General features: G+C 69.2%; 20 protein-coding genes. 5 read left to right on the top strand and 15 right to left on the bottom strand.

The genetic code is table 11. The annotated features are described in order from the left end of the window. Window positions 1-162: 162 nt before the first annotated feature. Both ACIDOCELLA78_RS91805 and ACIDOCELLA78_RS91800 read right to left on the bottom strand, forming a co-directional pair. Window positions 163-444, bottom strand: coding sequence for a hypothetical protein (locus ACIDOCELLA78_RS91805; protein WP_249676213.1), 282 nt, complete (start codon window positions 442-444; stop codon window positions 163-165). A gap of 356 nt (window positions 445-800) precedes the next feature. Continuing rightward, complete coding sequence (locus ACIDOCELLA78_RS91800; protein ID WP_201729147.1) at window positions 801-1,613, bottom strand: hypothetical protein; 813 nt, start codon at window positions 1,611-1,613, stop codon at window positions 801-803. Window positions 1,614-1,718: 105 nt separating this feature from the next. Between ACIDOCELLA78_RS91800 and ACIDOCELLA78_RS91795 the strand changes: the two genes are divergently transcribed. Both ACIDOCELLA78_RS91795 and ACIDOCELLA78_RS91790 read left to right on the top strand, forming a co-directional pair. Further along, window positions 1,719-2,030 (top strand): DUF1330 domain-containing protein, encoded by a 312-nt coding sequence (locus ACIDOCELLA78_RS91795; protein WP_201729146.1) that lies wholly within the window; start codon window positions 1,719-1,721, stop codon window positions 2,028-2,030. Between the two features lie 10 nt (window positions 2,031-2,040). Beyond that, window positions 2,041-2,319 (top strand): hypothetical protein, encoded by a 279-nt coding sequence (locus tag ACIDOCELLA78_RS91790; RefSeq protein ID WP_249676210.1) that lies wholly within the window; start codon window positions 2,041-2,043, stop codon window positions 2,317-2,319. Between the two features lie 64 nt (window positions 2,320-2,383). On the opposite strand, the gene ACIDOCELLA78_RS91785 is transcribed toward ACIDOCELLA78_RS91790, so the two are convergent. From ACIDOCELLA78_RS91785 to ACIDOCELLA78_RS91775, 3 genes are all read right to left on the bottom strand, one after another. Then, window positions 2,384-2,785, bottom strand: a complete 402-nt coding sequence (locus tag ACIDOCELLA78_RS91785) for a hypothetical protein (RefSeq protein ID WP_249676208.1) — start codon at window positions 2,783-2,785, stop codon at window positions 2,384-2,386. A 106-nt stretch (window positions 2,786-2,891) separates the two neighbouring features. Then, a complete protein-coding gene (locus ACIDOCELLA78_RS91780) occupies window positions 2,892-3,719 on the bottom strand; it encodes an IS5 family transposase (RefSeq protein WP_201727504.1) in 828 nt (275 codons plus the stop codon). A 40-nt stretch (window positions 3,720-3,759) separates the two neighbouring features. Next, window positions 3,760-5,028 carry an IS1634 family transposase gene (locus ACIDOCELLA78_RS91775; protein ID WP_249676205.1) on the bottom strand — a complete coding sequence of 423 codons (1,269 nt, stop codon included), beginning with the start codon at window positions 5,026-5,028 and terminating at the stop codon, window positions 3,760-3,762. Between the two features lie 151 nt (window positions 5,029-5,179). On the opposite strand from ACIDOCELLA78_RS91775, the gene ACIDOCELLA78_RS91770 reads away from it, so the two are divergent. Beyond that, a complete protein-coding gene (locus ACIDOCELLA78_RS91770) occupies window positions 5,180-5,521 on the top strand; it encodes a hypothetical protein (RefSeq protein WP_249676202.1) in 342 nt (113 codons plus the stop codon). Window positions 5,522-5,648: 127 nt separating this feature from the next. Here the strand turns inward: ACIDOCELLA78_RS91770 and ACIDOCELLA78_RS91765 are convergent, their stop codons facing one another. From ACIDOCELLA78_RS91765 to ACIDOCELLA78_RS91725, 9 genes are all read right to left on the bottom strand, one after another. Further along, a complete protein-coding gene (locus ACIDOCELLA78_RS91765) occupies window positions 5,649-5,864 on the bottom strand; it encodes an EexN family lipoprotein (RefSeq protein ID WP_201729145.1) in 216 nt (71 codons plus the stop codon). A 124-nt stretch (window positions 5,865-5,988) separates the two neighbouring features. Beyond that, a complete protein-coding gene (locus ACIDOCELLA78_RS91760; RefSeq protein ID WP_201729144.1) occupies window positions 5,989-6,843 on the bottom strand; it encodes a hemolysin family protein in 855 nt (284 codons plus the stop codon). A gap of 115 nt (window positions 6,844-6,958) precedes the next feature. Further along, window positions 6,959-7,411, bottom strand: a complete 453-nt coding sequence (ybeY, locus tag ACIDOCELLA78_RS91755) for an rRNA maturation RNase YbeY (protein WP_201729143.1) — start codon at window positions 7,409-7,411, stop codon at window positions 6,959-6,961. After that, complete coding sequence (locus ACIDOCELLA78_RS91750; protein WP_201729142.1) at window positions 7,408-8,409, bottom strand: PhoH family protein; 1,002 nt, start codon at window positions 8,407-8,409, stop codon at window positions 7,408-7,410. The genes ybeY and ACIDOCELLA78_RS91750 overlap by 4 nt, the downstream gene beginning before the upstream one ends. Further along, window positions 8,406-9,758 carry a tRNA (N6-isopentenyl adenosine(37)-C2)-methylthiotransferase MiaB gene (gene miaB / locus ACIDOCELLA78_RS91745; protein ID WP_201729141.1) on the bottom strand — a complete coding sequence of 451 codons (1,353 nt, stop codon included), beginning with the start codon at window positions 9,756-9,758 and terminating at the stop codon, window positions 8,406-8,408. The genes ACIDOCELLA78_RS91750 and miaB overlap by 4 nt, the downstream gene beginning before the upstream one ends. A gap of 140 nt (window positions 9,759-9,898) precedes the next feature. Further along, window positions 9,899-10,696, bottom strand: coding sequence for a 1-acyl-sn-glycerol-3-phosphate acyltransferase (locus tag ACIDOCELLA78_RS91740; protein WP_201729140.1), 798 nt, complete (start codon window positions 10,694-10,696; stop codon window positions 9,899-9,901). Between the two features lie 64 nt (window positions 10,697-10,760). Then, the gene (locus ACIDOCELLA78_RS91735; protein ID WP_249676199.1) at window positions 10,761-11,807 is read right to left on the bottom strand and encodes a rhamnan synthesis F family protein; all 1,047 of its coding nucleotides are present in this window, start codon (window positions 11,805-11,807) and stop codon (window positions 10,761-10,763) included. Beyond that, window positions 11,804-12,355 (bottom strand): hypothetical protein, encoded by a 552-nt coding sequence (locus ACIDOCELLA78_RS91730; RefSeq protein WP_249676194.1) that lies wholly within the window; start codon window positions 12,353-12,355, stop codon window positions 11,804-11,806. The genes ACIDOCELLA78_RS91735 and ACIDOCELLA78_RS91730 overlap by 4 nt, the downstream gene beginning before the upstream one ends. Beyond that, window positions 12,352-12,681, bottom strand: coding sequence for a hypothetical protein (locus tag ACIDOCELLA78_RS91725; RefSeq protein WP_249676192.1), 330 nt, complete (start codon window positions 12,679-12,681; stop codon window positions 12,352-12,354). The genes ACIDOCELLA78_RS91730 and ACIDOCELLA78_RS91725 overlap by 4 nt, the downstream gene beginning before the upstream one ends. 335 nt (window positions 12,682-13,016) lie before the next feature. On the opposite strand from ACIDOCELLA78_RS91725, the gene ACIDOCELLA78_RS91720 reads away from it, so the two are divergent. Beyond that, a complete protein-coding gene (locus tag ACIDOCELLA78_RS91720; RefSeq protein WP_249676187.1) occupies window positions 13,017-13,448 on the top strand; it encodes a hypothetical protein in 432 nt (143 codons plus the stop codon). Window positions 13,449-13,500: 52 nt separating this feature from the next. Further along, window positions 13,501-13,923 (top strand): hypothetical protein, encoded by a 423-nt coding sequence (locus ACIDOCELLA78_RS91715; protein WP_249676185.1) that lies wholly within the window; start codon window positions 13,501-13,503, stop codon window positions 13,921-13,923. Between the two features lie 175 nt (window positions 13,924-14,098). On the opposite strand, the gene ACIDOCELLA78_RS91710 is transcribed toward ACIDOCELLA78_RS91715, so the two are convergent. Next, the coding region (locus ACIDOCELLA78_RS91710; protein WP_249676182.1) for a bifunctional 2-polyprenyl-6-hydroxyphenol methylase/3-demethylubiquinol 3-O-methyltransferase UbiG at window positions 14,099-14,577 on the bottom strand (479 nt) is incomplete at its 5' end.

Here is a 14,577-nt window from a genome sequence, read left to right as displayed (position 1 = left end):
GGAGGCTTTTGGGGTTGGCATCATGATCTGCCTGATTTAAGGTCCAACAGATATTTTGCTTGCGTCAATCTGGGAGGCGGTGACGGATTATCTGGCCGCGCGCTTGTCGTGATTGTTTTATTTCGAAATCGTAACGAAAAGGGCGCGATGGTGCGGCGCGCGTCAGGCGCCGTTTCGGCGGTTCCGGCGGGCGGGGGGCGGATGCGCGAGCCGCGCGGCGGCATCGGGACCGGAGGCGGGAACGGGTTGTGCGGCGTATGGTGACGGCACGGCGGCTCGTGCCGGTACGGGATCGGGCGCGGGATCAGGCGCGGGATCGGGGCGTTTGGGGCGGCGCAGCGCCGGCGGCGGGCGCAGGCCGAGGATGTGGCAGAGCGGGCGCAGGGCGCGCCCGGCGGCCGGTGAGGCGGCGGCCAGGGCGAGGATTTCGGGGTCGTTCAGCAAGTGGCGGATCTGGCCGGCGGCGGCGGGGATGAGGGTGCCGAGCCAGCCGAGGCGGCGCGGCAGCGGATGCGGGTGCGACGGGGACGGATGGCGGGCGGGTGCGGGATGGCGCGCGCGCGGGGCGCTGCGGGCCGTCCAGCGCCGCGGCGAGACGGTCGGCGAGGTGGCGCAGGCGCGTCCAGATCAGGATCACCAAGGGGCCGGCGATGCTGCGTCGGTGACCCTCCGCGGCCACGCGGTCGTACAGCGTCGCGAGGATCGCGTGGAAGCGGCTGCCGGGGCTGGGGAGGGGGACGGCGCTGGCTGTGCCCCAAAGGACCACGGCGGCCGGGGGGTGGGCAAGGGCGGCGGTGTCGTCAGGCGGCGCTCGCGCGCGGGTGCGAGGGGGTGGTGGCGATGAAGCGGTAGGTGGCGGCGATGCCGGCGCCGCGCTGGGCCGGGTGCGCGAGATCGGTATAGCGGAAAACCTGCATGATGCCGGCGGCCACATAGGGGTCGATGAACATCGTATCGCGCGGCGGGTCGGCATAGTCGCCGAGCCAGACGAAGGTGGGGATCGAGAGCATGGCGGATGCGGTCTTGAAGGCGCTGTCGCTGCCGATCATCAGGTCGCATTGTGCGACATGGGCGAGGGAGTCGCTGATCTCGGCGCAGCAGACGGCGGTGAGATTGTCGCGTGGCGCAAGGCCGTAACTCTCGATTTCCGCCGCGGTGCCGAAGAGAAGCAGATCGGCGTCGAGCGGGAGAAGCGCGTCGAGGATCGCGGGCGGCAGGGTTTTCGGCGGGATGCCCCACTGGCGCTGCAGGGCGACGGCATAGGCCGAGCCGCCGAGATGGATGCCGATGGTGCGGCGCGTGCCGTCTAAGCGCGCCGGCGCGGGGGGAAAGGGATTGGCGGCGAAATAGTGCGCGCGCGGGCAGATCATGTGCGGACCGAGCACGTCGAGATGCTCGATGATGCGGCGGCGGGACGCTTCATCGTTGAAATGGAAGATGGTCTCGACCTCGATGCCGAGGCCCGAGAACAGCGCTTCGGCGCCGCGCTGGTGGGTGGCGACGATGAGGCGCGCCCCCCTTGCCGCCGGTTGGAGGAGAACCGGCAGGCATTGCAGGAAATCGCCGATCCCGCCTTCGAGGAACAGGAACGGGCTGGCGGTGTGGTTCGACATGCGCCCAGGGTATCACCCTGCGCTTAATTTTTGCGTAACGGCTTCGGTGTGCGAGGGTTGGCGCGTTGCGCGGGTGGCCGGGCCGGAGTCGGATGGAGCGGAAGAATGGCGAAGGGATACTGGATCGCGAGCGTCGATGTCAGCGACGCCGAGGCCTATGCGGCCTATGTGCGGGAGAACGCGGTGGCGTTCGCGAAATATGGCGCGCGGTTCCTGGTGCGCGGCGGGGCGGCGCAGGCGGTCGAGGGCGGGATGCGGTCGCGGATCGTGGTGCTGGAATTCCCCGACCACGCGGCGGCGCTGGCCTGCTATCACTCGCCCGAATACGCGAGGGCGAAGGCGCTGCGCGACGGGGCGTCGGTCGCCGATGTGGTGGTGGTCGAGGGGTATGACGGGGCGCAGCCCGGCGCGGCCTGAGCGCGGGCGGATGCGCGCCCCGCTTGCCGCGCTGGCGCTGGCCTGGCTGCCGCTGGCGGCGGCGCGGGCGCGGGTGGTGCGGCTGGACACGGCGCTCGGGCCGGAGCGTGTGCTGGTGCTGCGCCCGGCGCATCCGCGCGCGACGCTGGTGATACTGCCGGGCGGGACCTGCGCGGCCACCGGCATGGGCCGGGCTTCGCCGCGATTGTCGCCGGGCTGGTGCGGCTCGTGCGGCGGCGGGGAGCCTCGCCGGGGTGGTGCTCACCGAGACCCGGGTTCGCGGTCATGAGGCAGACGTGAGGAAAGTCTGTCTATTTTCCGATGGATTTTCGATGCGGAATCGGAGCGTGTATCTATGAGGCGGCCTTGGCCTGCGGCGGCTCGATGACTGTGAGCAGCTTCTTTGGCTTTGATATTCCAAGATTTTTCAGGATCTCGGCAGCTTCGGGGCTGATTTTCGTGCGCTGAACAATAGTCCGGCCGGCGATCTGATAGCGGACCGCCTTGAGGCCGGCCAGGATGTGGGCGATCCGCGCCCAGGGAAGGCCGCAGCGCAACTCCGCCGAGCGCTGTATCTGCAGGGCAAGGACGCAGAGCCGGACATGCGCCTCGATCCGGCGCGGGCTCCAGTGATACATCGGCCGGACCTCGAGCCCGGTCTGCTTCATCCGCCGGAAGCAGGCTTCGATGATGGTCCCGCCTTTGTAGCCGAGGGCGACGTCCTCGGTGGACAGCGTGTCGTCGTTGGTGATCACGACGAACTTGCCGTCGAAGCGGGCGGCATGGGCGATCTTTCCGGAATCCAGATGCGGCCTGCCGGCCGCATCCGTGCTCAGAGCCCGAATCTGAATGGTAGTGCGACTATCGGTGACGGGCGATTTTTCGTGTGAGCAGGCGGATATGGGCGAGGAAGAGCCATGCGGTGGCGCTGGTAACGGTGGCCTCGAAATCCCTTGCGAGACGTCGGCATCTGCCGAGCCAGGCGAAGGTTCTTTCTACCACCCAGCGCCGCGGCAGGAGTTCAAACCCGCTCGCGGCGTCGGAGCGCTTTACGATCTGTATGGTCCATTTGCCGATTTTGGCGAGGCGTCCATTGAGTTTAGGACCGGCATAACCGCCGTCAGCGAATATGTGCCGCAACCAGGGATACAGGGATTTGACGGATTTGAGCACGTCGGGCGCCCCGTCGCGGTCCTGAATACCGGCATGATGAACGACGGCACCGACGAGGTGGCCGATTGTATCTGTGATGATGTGGCGCTTGCGGCCCTTGATCTTCTTTCCGGCATCGAACCCGCGCGGCCCGCCGGCTTCGGTGGTCTTGACCGACTGACTGTCGATCACACCGGCTGTGGGCGAAGCCTCGCGTCCGGCCATTTCCCGCGCCTGCATGACTAGGACGTGATTGATGCGATCGAACGTGCCGTCACGACAGAAGCGGTAGAAATACCCCTGCACGGTGGTGAACGGAGCGAATTCCTTCGGGATCTGGCGCCACTGACAGCCGGTTGCCAGCATGTAGAAGATGGCCTCCACAATCCTTCGAAGCGCCACCCTTCGGGGTCGGCCTCGATGCTGCGGAGCGGGCATGAACGGCTCGATCATGGCCCATTCAGCGTCGGTGAGGTCGCTTGCGTAGCGCAATCCGGCCCGGCAATATCGTCGCCGAGCGATTTCAGTCCAGGTCATCGTGTCTCCGTCCGTCTTCGCAAACGAACTGAATCACAACTTACTGAAATCGCTCAACTATCTTTTTCGGTCCGGCTCTCAGGTAGCGGCCGTAGCGGCGCGAGGTGAGCAGTGCGCAGGCGGCCTTGGGATGCTCGGCATCACGTGCGGCGAGCAACGCCAGTTCGGCGCGCAGGCCGGCCAGAACCTCGTCGCGATGCTGGCGCTGCCGCTCGGCTTCCTCAGGGTTCAGGCAAAGAACGTAACGCTTGCGCCGCTCACCGTCGCCGACCACGACCTCCTTGGCCTGAAGATTGTCGGCAACCTTCCGATAGCGCCCCGGTCGGGTCAGAACCGCCTCATCCACATCGCGCAGCCGGCGCATCGGCACCGCCAGGATGTAGTGGCCGAGCCCCTTGCTCAGCGCCATCAGATTGTCCGCCGAATACATGCCAGCGTCGCCGACGAACAGGCAGCGCCCAAGGTTCCAGGCGCGCAGATCCTCCTTGATCCTCGCCACCGTCGCGACATCGGCGGTGTCGCCCGGCAGCACCCAGGAGCGAACCGGCATGCCGTCCCGTGTCACCGCCATGGCGATGATCACCTGCGGCTGATTGTCGCGTCCTTCCTTGCTGTGGCCGCGCCGGCGCAGCGGGGCGAACAGCCGCCCGGCCCAGACTTGCTCGGTCTCGTCGGCCTCGTCGATCTCGAAATAGGCCGTCGTGGTGTCATAGAAGATCAGATCGACATCGAGGCGGAACAGGTCGGCGGCCCGCAGGAACACCGCCCGCTCGATCGCGTCGGCCCAGACCGCCAGAACATCGAGGGCGCGGTAGAGGTGGTCGACCGTCAAATCAGTCGCCTCCGGCAGCCAGGCAGTGTCGGTGAGCCACCGCTCCGCGCAGGCACGCTTCGAGCCTGGATCATCGAGCCGGTTCGCCGCCATCGCGAACAACGCCGCCTCATGCGGAGCGGTGAGCTCCGCCTTGCTCAGGCAATCCCTGACCGCCGGGCCGATGCCGAGTTCCTCCCACAGATGCCGCGCTGTCAGCGGAATGCCGAACTCGAAGGCGGCGTCGATCTCGATATCGGGCGGCGCGGTGCCTGCCGGCGCGCCATCACCGACCTGCTCGTCATCGCCCAGCACACGGTTGATGCTGCGCACCAGCCGCTCGAGAGCGGCGCGATCGAGTTGATCCGCACGGCCGAAACTGTGGATCACCTGGGTCTCCGACCGCTTGCTGTCGGTGTTCCAGACGTTCTCCGCGAGCCCATAGTAGCGGACCGTGGAGCCGTCGCGGTTCCGGCGCTGGGTGACACGCAGATACATGCCTATCGAATAGCGTATCTCGTCAGGTTATAAAAGACACAAGGCCGAGAGTCGTGTGTCTATGTGTTGGCGCAGATTCCGCCCACTCCACGATCATTCAATCCAACCAATTCAACCACTTGCCCAAGCCACACACAGCCAAATGTGCCTCATGACCGCGAACACGGGCGAGACGGCGTCGGTGCCGGGCCGGCTCAGCCGGATGACGGTGTTCGACGCCGATCCGGCCGCGGTGCGGCCGCCGGTGCTGATCGTCGCCAACCGGGACGACCGCTGCCCGGTCGCGCCGCCTGGACAGCCGCCGGCGATCGCGCGGGCGCTGGATGGGGCATCGTCGGTGACGGTACGAATGGTCGCGGGCGGGACGGCGGGAGACTGGCCTTGCGGTTCGCTCGGCCCGCACGGGTATCTCGGGATCGAGGGGCGGGTCGAGACGGTGATTGCCGGGTGGATCGGGGCGCTGCACCTCGAAAAAGAAAAAGGCGGTGCCTAAGCACCGCCAAGTTTAGGGAGGAAACGTCCTGAGATTTTTCTAGCACGGCAGCGGGATTTGTGAGTTGTTTTTGTTGCAGCGCAGCATTGCCGTGATCCGCGTGCCGCGCGTGGCTTGAGGCGCCGGGTCAGAGCTCGCGGGCGAGGGCGGCGCGGGCGGCGGCGGTGGCGTTGACGCAGTCGGGGCTGGCCGCGAGATCGCCTGGATTGGCGGCGCAGGCGGCGAGCGCGGCCTGGCGGGCGGCGGCGTGGCCGGCGAACCAGGGGACGTCGTGCGTCGCCGCCGCATGGGCCGCCGGTGCGGCGAGGGCGAGGATGAGCGAAAGCAGGATCTTGCGAGTCATGGTCTTGGTCCTTGCGTGGTGGTCTGCCCCCGATGTGCGCCCGCGCGCGGCGGCGCGGTAGGCGCGGGGGCTGCAAAAGACCCTTGCCGGGACGGCACGGATGCGCACATCCGGCGGGCTGGGATCAGGAAGATTCGGGGGCGATGCGGCGGGCGCGCAGGCGGCGGATGCGGCGGGCATCGGCGTCGAGGACCAGGAACTCGATGCCGGCGGGGTGGGAGATGATCTCGCCGCGGGTGGGCACGCGGCCGGCGAGGGTGAAGACGAGGCCGCCCACCGTGTCGAGATCGGCTTCCTTTTCCTCGTCGGTCAGGAAGTCGCCGAACCGGGCGGTGAAATCCTCGACCGGGAGGCGGGCGTTGAGATCGACCGCGCCGTCGTCACGGTCGATCATCAGCGGGCCCTCGATCTCGTCGTGCTCGTCGTCGATGTCGCCGACGATGGTCTCGACGAGGTCCTCGATGGTGACGAGGCCGTCAACGCCGCCATATTCGTCGATGACGAGGGCGAGATGGGTGCGGCGCTGGCGCATCTGCAGCAGCAGGTCGAGCACCGGGATCTGGGGCGCGACCATCAGCGGGCGGCGGAGGATGGCGCGGAGCGAGAAGGATTCGGGACGGCCGGTGTAGCCGACCACGTCCTTGATGTGGACCATGCCGAGAATGTCGTCGAGATGCTCGCCGAAGACGGGCATGCGGGAATGGCCCTCGCGGCGGATCTGGTCGATCGCCTGGTCCAGCGTGACGTCGGCGCGCATGGCGACGATGTCGGCGCGGGGGATCATCACGTCGTCGGCGGTGATGCCGCGCAGGCGGAGCACGTTGGCGATCAGTGCGCGTTCCTGGCGGTCGAGCCCGGTGCCGCCCTCATCGCCGCCGGCTTCCTCGGCGGCTTCCTCCATCAGCTCGCCGATCTGCCGGCGCAGGTCGGGCTGCTCGCGCATCTTGCTGAGCAGGCGGGAGAACCAGCTGCCGCTCATCGGCGCATCCTCCGGCTTCGCCGATGAATTTTTTCGCTTCGGCGCGCAGCCGCCACGCCAGCCCTGCGCGCGGTCATATTTTGGCGCGCAGCCGCCACACCAGCCCTGCGCGCGGTCATGACGCGTATTTCCACGGGTTGGGCACGCGGAGGCGGTGCAGCAGGCGGGTTTCGAGGCGTTCCATGCGGCGGGCCTCGCCGGCTTCGTGGTGGTCCTCGCCGGCGAGGTGGAGCGCGCCGTGGACAACGAGATGGGCGAGGTGGTGCGCGGGGCGGCGGCGAGCGGCGCGGGCCTCGCGCAGGACGACGCCGAGGGCGAGGATGATCTCCGGCGGCATCTCGTAGGTGAGGACGTTGGTGGGCTTGTTGCGGCCGCGGTCGCGCGCGTTCAGCGCCTTCACCGTGCGGTTGTCGGCCAGGATGACGGGGCAGGCGGCGCCGGCGGCTTCGAGCGCGCGGGCGACCACGCGCTCGGCGTCCGGCACGAAGCGGCGCCAGCGGGGCTCAGAAATGTGGATGAGCCCCCGCAGCGCGGCGCCGCGGGGGAGGCTACTTGGAGGCTCGTTCACAGATCCCGCGCGCGCTCGCGCTGCGCCTCCGAGCGATGGTCGTAGGCCTCGACGATGCGGGCGACCAGCGGGTGGCGCACCACGTCGCCGGCATTGAAGCGGGTGACGCCGATGCCCGATACGCCTTCCAGCGTCTCCAGCGCGTCGGCCAGGCCCGAGCGGCTGCCGGGCGGCAGGTCGATCTGCGAGAGGTCGCCGGTGATGACCATGCGGGTGCCCTCGCCCATGCGGGTGAGGAACATCTTCATCTGCGCCGGGGTGGTGTTCTGCGCCTCGTCGAGGATGACGAAGGCATGGGCGAGGGTGCGGCCGCGCATGAAGGCGAGCGGGGCGATCTCGATCTCGCCGGCGGCCATGCGGCGGGCCATGACCTCGCCGGGCATCATGTCCTGCAGCGCGTCGTAGAGCGGGCGGAGATAGGGGTCGACCTTTTCCTTCATGTCGCCGGGCAGGAAGCCGAGGCGCTCGCCGGCCTCGACCGCGGGGCGGGAGAGGACGATGCGGTCGACCCGGCCGGAGGTGAGCATGGCGACGGCCTGGGCGACGGCGAGATAGGTCTTGCCGGTGCCGGCGGGGCCGATGCCGAAGACCATTTCGTGGCGGGAGAGCTCCTCGATATAGGCGGCCTGGCCGGGGCTGCGCGGGCCGACCACGCCCTTGCGGGTGCGGATCGCCGGCAGGTCGGACAGCGGCAGGCGGGGCTCGGCGGCGGGATCGACCAGGCGGGCGGCGGCATCGACCTCGGCGCCGGAGATCTGTTCGCCGCGGGCGAGACGGTCGTAGAGCGACGACAGGGCGGTTTCGGCGGCGACGACCTGGTCGGGCTCGCCCGAGATCGACACCCGGTTGCCGCGGCAGGCGAGCCGGACATGCAGGCGCTTTTCAAGGCGGGCGAGGTTGCGGTCGTGATCGCCGAGCAGGATGGAGAGCAACCCGTTGTCGTTGAAGGTGAGGGTGCGGGACAGCCTGGGCGGCTGGGATGTGACGATCTGGCTCAAGCGGCGATCTGCTCCTGTGTGAGACTGGCCATGAGAGAATTGGGGTTGGACTGCACGATTTTCACCGTGCGGAGAGTCCCGGGCGCTATGTCGGCATCGTCGACGACGACGGGTTGCAGGTAGGGCGAGCGGCCGGCGGACTGGCCGGGATGGCGGCCGGAGCCGGTGAAGAGGACCTCGAAGCTGCGGCCGACCTGGGCGCGGTTGAATTCGTGCTGCTGGTCGCGCAGCACGGCCTGGAGTTCCTGCAGGCGGGCATCCTTCACCGCCTCGTCGATCTGGTCGGCGGCGTCGGCGGCGGGGGTGCCGGGGCGGCGGGAATATTTGAAGCTGTAAGCCAGGGCAAAGCCGGTTTCGCGGACGAGCCGCATGGTCGCGGCAAAATCGGCGTCGGTCTCGCCGGGGAAGCCGACGATGAAATCCGACGACAGCGCGATGTCCGGCCGGGCCGCGCGCAGCTCGCCGGCGATGCGGCGGAACAGGTCCGCCCCGTGGCGGCGGTTCATGCGGGCGAGGACCGCATCCGAGCCAGACTGCACCGGCAGGTGCAGGAAGGGCATGAGTTTCGGATTGTCGCGATGGGCGGCGATCAGGGCGGCATCCATGTCGCGCGGGTGGGAGGTGGTGTAGCGCAGCCGGGCAAGGCCGTCGATGTCGGCGAGTTCGGCGAGCAGGCGGGCGAGGGGCCAGGTGCTGCCGTCCGGCGCTTCGCCATGCCAGGCGTTGACGTTCTGGCCGAGCAAGGCGATTTCGCGCGCCCCGCCGGCGACGAGGCGACGGGCCTCGGCGAGGATGGCGGCGGCCGGGCGGCTGGCCTCGGCGCCGCGCGTGTAGGGGACGACGCAGAAGGTGCAGAACTTGTCGCAGCCTTCCTGAATGGCGAGGAAGGCGATCGGGCCCTGGCTGGCCTGGTCCTCGGGCAGCAGGTCGAATTTCTGCGCCGCGGGGAAATCGGTGTCGATCACGGCGCGGCGCTTCTGCTCGATCTCGGCGATCAGCTCGGGCAGGCGGTGATAGGCCTGCGAGCCGACCACGAGATCCACATGCGGGGCGCGGGCGAGGATTTCCGCGCCCTCGGCCTGGGCGACGCAGCCGGCGACGGCGATCATCATCGCGCCGCCGCGGGATTCCTTCAGCGCGCGCAGGCGGCCGAGCTCGGAGAACAGTTTTTCCGAGGCGCGCTCGCGGATGTGGCAGGTGTTGAGGATCACCATGTCCGCGTCCTGGGTGGCGACCTGTTGGTAGCCGAGCGGGCGGAGGACGTCCGCCATGCGTCCACTGTCGTAGACGTTCATCTGGCAGCCCCAAGTGGTGATGTGCAGCGTGCGGCGGGAGGCGGTCTCGGTCATTCCAGTACATCCGGGCAAGGGTTTGCCCTGTGGATGTGCCGGGACGCCGGGCGGGTCAAGCGCGTGAGAATGAGATTGCTCCCGATTCCATGATCATAACTATCGCAGATCGTGGGGCGGCACTGTCAAGCGGATTCCGGTTATGCTTTCGTGAAGGGGCCGGGAAAGCGACCCTGGCGGATTGCGGCGGCGCGGGCGGCGATCTGCCGTTCGAGGCTCGCGGTCAGTGCCTTGCGACCGCCGTCGATCTCGATCGGGTCGTCGAGCACGATGGTGGCGCGCCAGTCGTGCCGACCAAGTTCGGCATAGTGCGAGGCGATGTCCATGTCGCCATACCAGGCGATGCGGGGGCGGTTGCGGCGGCAGACAGGCAGCGAATCCATTCGGTCGTAGACGATGGTGACGGGCTGGATCAGCGGCGGCGGGTCGGTTTCGGCCAGCGCGAGGAAGCTGGAGCGGAAGGGCAGCACCCGCGCGCCGTCCGACGTGGTGCCCTCGGGAAAGAGGATCAGGCTGTCGCCGGCGGCGAGGCGCTCGGCGAGTTCGGCGCGCTCGCGCCCGGCGCCGGTGCGCGCACGGCTGACGAAGATGGTGCGCCCGGCACGGGCGACGGCGCTGATGCCCGGCCAGCGCCCGACATCCGCCTTGGCGATGAAGCAGCCCGGCAGCACCGCGCCGAGGGCGACGATGTCGAGCCAGGAGGTGTGGTTGGAGACGAATAGGACAGGACGAGTCTCGGTTTCGGCCAGCCGGCCGATGACCTGGATCTGAAGGCCGAGGATGCGTGCTACGCCGCCCCAGTAGCGCAGCGGCAGCGCCCGCTTGGCGCGGCCGTGCCGGCGGATCAGCACGAGCTGGACCGGCAGCAGCGCCATTGTCCAGGCCAGCACGGCCGCGAGCCGGACATACATGCGCGCGCCGAAGATTTTTTTCACCATGGGACGCCGCCGTGGCGCGCCGCCGCGGCGTGTGGCGCGATGACATCGCATCTGGCGCACCCGTTCATGGCGCGGCGCCGCGCAGCATCATGCGCAGATCGGCGAGGATAGGGGCAGGGTCGGCGCCAAGTTCGTCGCGCAGCAGGTCGGCCCAGTCACCGATATCCTCGACTTTCGTGGGGTTGTCGCGCAGCAGTTCGCGTTTGATGAACGGATAGCCCGACAGAAGCAGGTGGCGCCAGAGATCGGAGGTGGGGTTCAGCGGGCGGCGGCGGGCAATGGCGTCGCGCAGACGCAGGATGTGCAGCCACCGGGTGAGGTCGTGCGGGTCGGCGCGCCCGCCGGGCTCGATGTCGAGATAGGGGGCGAGCTGGTCGCGGGTGATCTGCCGGGTCAGCGCCTCGTAGGACCAGAGTGCGGCGACGCGCAGACCGCCGCGGATCATCGCCTGGGTCAGCCCGACCTCGTATTTGCCGATTACATAGGCTTTCGACGGCGCCGGAATCACGCCGGACCAGAAGCTGCGGAAGGCGGGGCTGCGGATCGCGCGCGGGCCGAAGGCAACGAAATAGGACTGCAGGTGATAGCGGCGCTGCCAGCTCTCGGTCAGGCCCCAGACATCGGCTTCGTCGTAGTCGAGCCGGAGCAGCATCGAATCGATCGGGCGGACCGGACCGAAAATGCTGTCATTGGCGATGATGATCTCCTCAGTTCCGGCCTGCGGGAGATCGAGCGTTTCGATTGCGTCGCGCCAGCCGCCGAAATCGTAGCCGATGTTGCGGCGGACGAGAATGCCGGCGCAGAGGGCGAGCAGCCGGACCTCGGCGATGGGGTCGAGTTCGCCGGCATTGGTGACGAAGACGACCGAGCGGCCGGAGGCGGCGAGCTGGCCGATATAGTCGAACAGCGCCTCGCGCACCCGTCCACCGCGGTCCCAGTGCAGGAAAAGAACGACGCGCGGGCCGAGGGCGATGCCCTGGTCCGGCTTGCGGACGATGACCTGGTGCGGGTTGCGCAGCCGGCCAAGCACGGCGGCAACGCTCATCGTGGCAAGATTGCAGGCGTCGCTAAGGATGCGCCAGGCGGCGCGGAGAAGCTGGGCGGTGTTCATGGCGCGGGCGGGGCCAGTTCGGTCCTGAGGCTGTCGGGAGCGCCGTCATAGCGCGAGAGCATGGCGCGGCCCAGAGCGGTGGCTTCGGCAGCACGGCCTGTGCGGTGCAAGGCGATCATCTCGCCGCGCAGCGCTTCCCAGAATAGCGGCGGCGCGGCGTCGCCCCCCGCGAGATCGGCGGTGAAACCGCGGCGAACGGCCGCGAAGGCAAGTTCGGCGCGGTGCGGGCGGGCGGGCTCCTGAAGTTCGAGCAGGCCGAGGGCGAAGCCGGCGCCGCGCAGCGTCGCGTTTGCCGCCGGGGCAAAGCCGGCGAAGGCAGGTTCGATGCGCCGGCGCAGCAGCGATGCCACCGCGAAATCTCCTGCACTCACCGCCTGGGTGAAGCTGACCAGCGCAAGGCTGGCTATGCGCTCGGCCGACGCGCCCTCGGATTCAAGCCGGTCCAGAAGAAGAGTAAAATTGACAATGTCGCCCGTGGCGGCGGCGCAGCCCGCCCTGGCGGCGAGCAATTCGATCCGCGCAGGCGGGGCGAGGGCGGTCTCGTTCACTGGGCGATCAGGCGGATGGCTTCGTCGGGCCGGTTGAGGTGGAGCAGGCGGAGCGCGCCCTGAACCAGAGCATCACTGCTTGCGGCGTGATCGAGATGTGGCAGACCGTCGAGCAGGGTGGGCAGTACGGCGGGATCGCCGGCGACCAGGGTGAGGGCGATCAGGGCGATCGCGGCGTCGTGCCCGTCGGCATCGTCTGTCGCGGCCCAGTCGACGATCGGGGCGGATTCGGCGAGGGTAACGGCCTCGTCGTAGCGGGCGCGGTTGACCAAGGTGACGAAGGCACCGAGCGTGATCTGCCGGCGTCGCTCGGGTGAAACCTCCACCGAGGCGATGCGGGCGGGGGCGTGGGCCGGATCGCCAATGACGAGGTCGAGAATGGCAAGGCCGCTGACCGCTGCGATGCGCGGGGATCGGCCGACTTGCCGGTGACGGCGAGCGCCTCCAGGTCGGCCGCTTCGGCATAGCGGGCGGCGTCGGCGTAGCGGCCGTTGTTCACCAGCCGGCAAAACCCATCGATGACCATTTCCCGTCGCGTGGCATCATCAAGCGCAAGGCCGGACAGGCGGGATGGAATATCAGCAGGATCGCCGGTCGCAAGATCAAGCAAGGCGAGGGCGCGGCGGGTGTCGCGTCCGATCGCGTCTTCGCGGGCAACGGCGTGGCTGACGATGTTCTCGGCATCGGCCATCGCTACCGCCTCGTCGTGGCGGCCGTCAGCGACGAGGCGGGTGAAGGCGGTGAGCACCGCCTCGATCCGGCGCCGCGGGTCGATCCCCAGCGGGCGGAGCAGGAGCGGAATTTCAGCCGGGTCGGCATGGCGCTCGATGGCGCCGGCGAGGGCATTGGAAGCGTCGGTGCCGAGCGCGTCGGTGCGGCCGGCGCAGAGCGGCGCGGCACGGTGAAGCAGCGGGACGAGGGCGGTCTCCTCGCCGTCATTCGACAGGCGGACGAGGGCACCAAGCAGGAGGGCGTGCCGGGGCTTGAGGGGGCGTCGGCGCCGAGGCGATCGGCGATCGCGAGGGCGTGGCGCGGATCGCCGCCGGGCCGAGGGCGAGCTGGCCGAGCACGATCAGCGCGTCCCGCCGGGTGACGGGCGGCAGGTCGGGGCCGGGTTCGGCGAGGCCTTCCGCCTGCATCAGCGCGTGAGCGAGGTCCTCCGCGCCGGCATTCACCAGCTCGATCACGCCGCGCCAGAGCACGTCGCGCCGTTCGGCCTCGGGCGCCTCGCGGGTGGCGAGGTGTGCGAAGCGGCCGAGGGTTTCGGGGGCGGCGAGGCGGGCGGCCTCGAGCGCGGCTTCGGCGGCGGCGCGGAAGGCGAGCTGGGTGGCCAGCGCGTCGTTCAGGGTGAGGCGGGCAAGGGCTTCGTGCAGGGCGGCGGCGGCATCGCCGGCGAGGGCGAAGACGGCGCTGGCGCGCGGCCGCGTGGCGGGGCGGCGCGCAGGCGGCTGGCCTCGGCGTGCAGGATCATGCCGAGATTTAGCGGCATGACCTCGTTCAGCCGGGCAAGGGGCATGGTCATCCAGTCCGCCGGGATGGTCTGCAGCGCGTCGGGCTCAAAGCCGTAGCGGGCGCGGATGGCGGGCCAGAGGCCGGATCGTGCGGCGGCAGCGGCCGGCCAGTCGAGATCGATCGCCGCCTCGAACAGGGCGCGGGCGGCGAAGCCGAGGCCGGGATCGGAGACCGGATCGAGGCGCGGGCCCGTTCGGCGAGCCAGGTGCGGAAGCGCGGGCGCTGGCGGCGTCATCCTCGGCCAACGCGCCGCGGGTGGCGCCGGCATAGGCGACCAGAGTGAGCCCTCGTGGGCAACGCGGACATTGGCGAAGCCGGCGGATTCGAGCAGGCGGCGCAGACTCGCCTCGGTCTGGAAGACCATGTGGATGCCGGGGCGAGGAGCTGGGCGAGGTCGCTTTCCGGCGTTGCGCGGTCGATCGCCGCGCCGTCGGGCGTGGTGAGCAGGAGAATGCCATCCGGCGCCAGGCGGGCGCGCAGTTCGGCGATCAAGGCTGCGGGCCGCTGGACGTGCTCGATCACCTCGGTCGCGGCGATGACGTCCCAAGGTTTGGCGTCGGGTTCAGCATCGGGCAGGGCGTCGGGGAAATAGCCGTCGATGATGTCGAGCCCAAGATCGGCGGCACCGACGCGGGCCATCGGCGAGGGGTCGATGCCAAGGCAGGTCCAGCCCATCGCGTGGCGGGCGAAGTCGAGGCCGAAACCGTAGC

This window comes from Acidocella sp. C78 (assembly GCF_907164655.1).
Note: the sequence above shows the minus strand (reverse complement) of the source record. Positions and strands in the feature narration are given on the sequence as shown.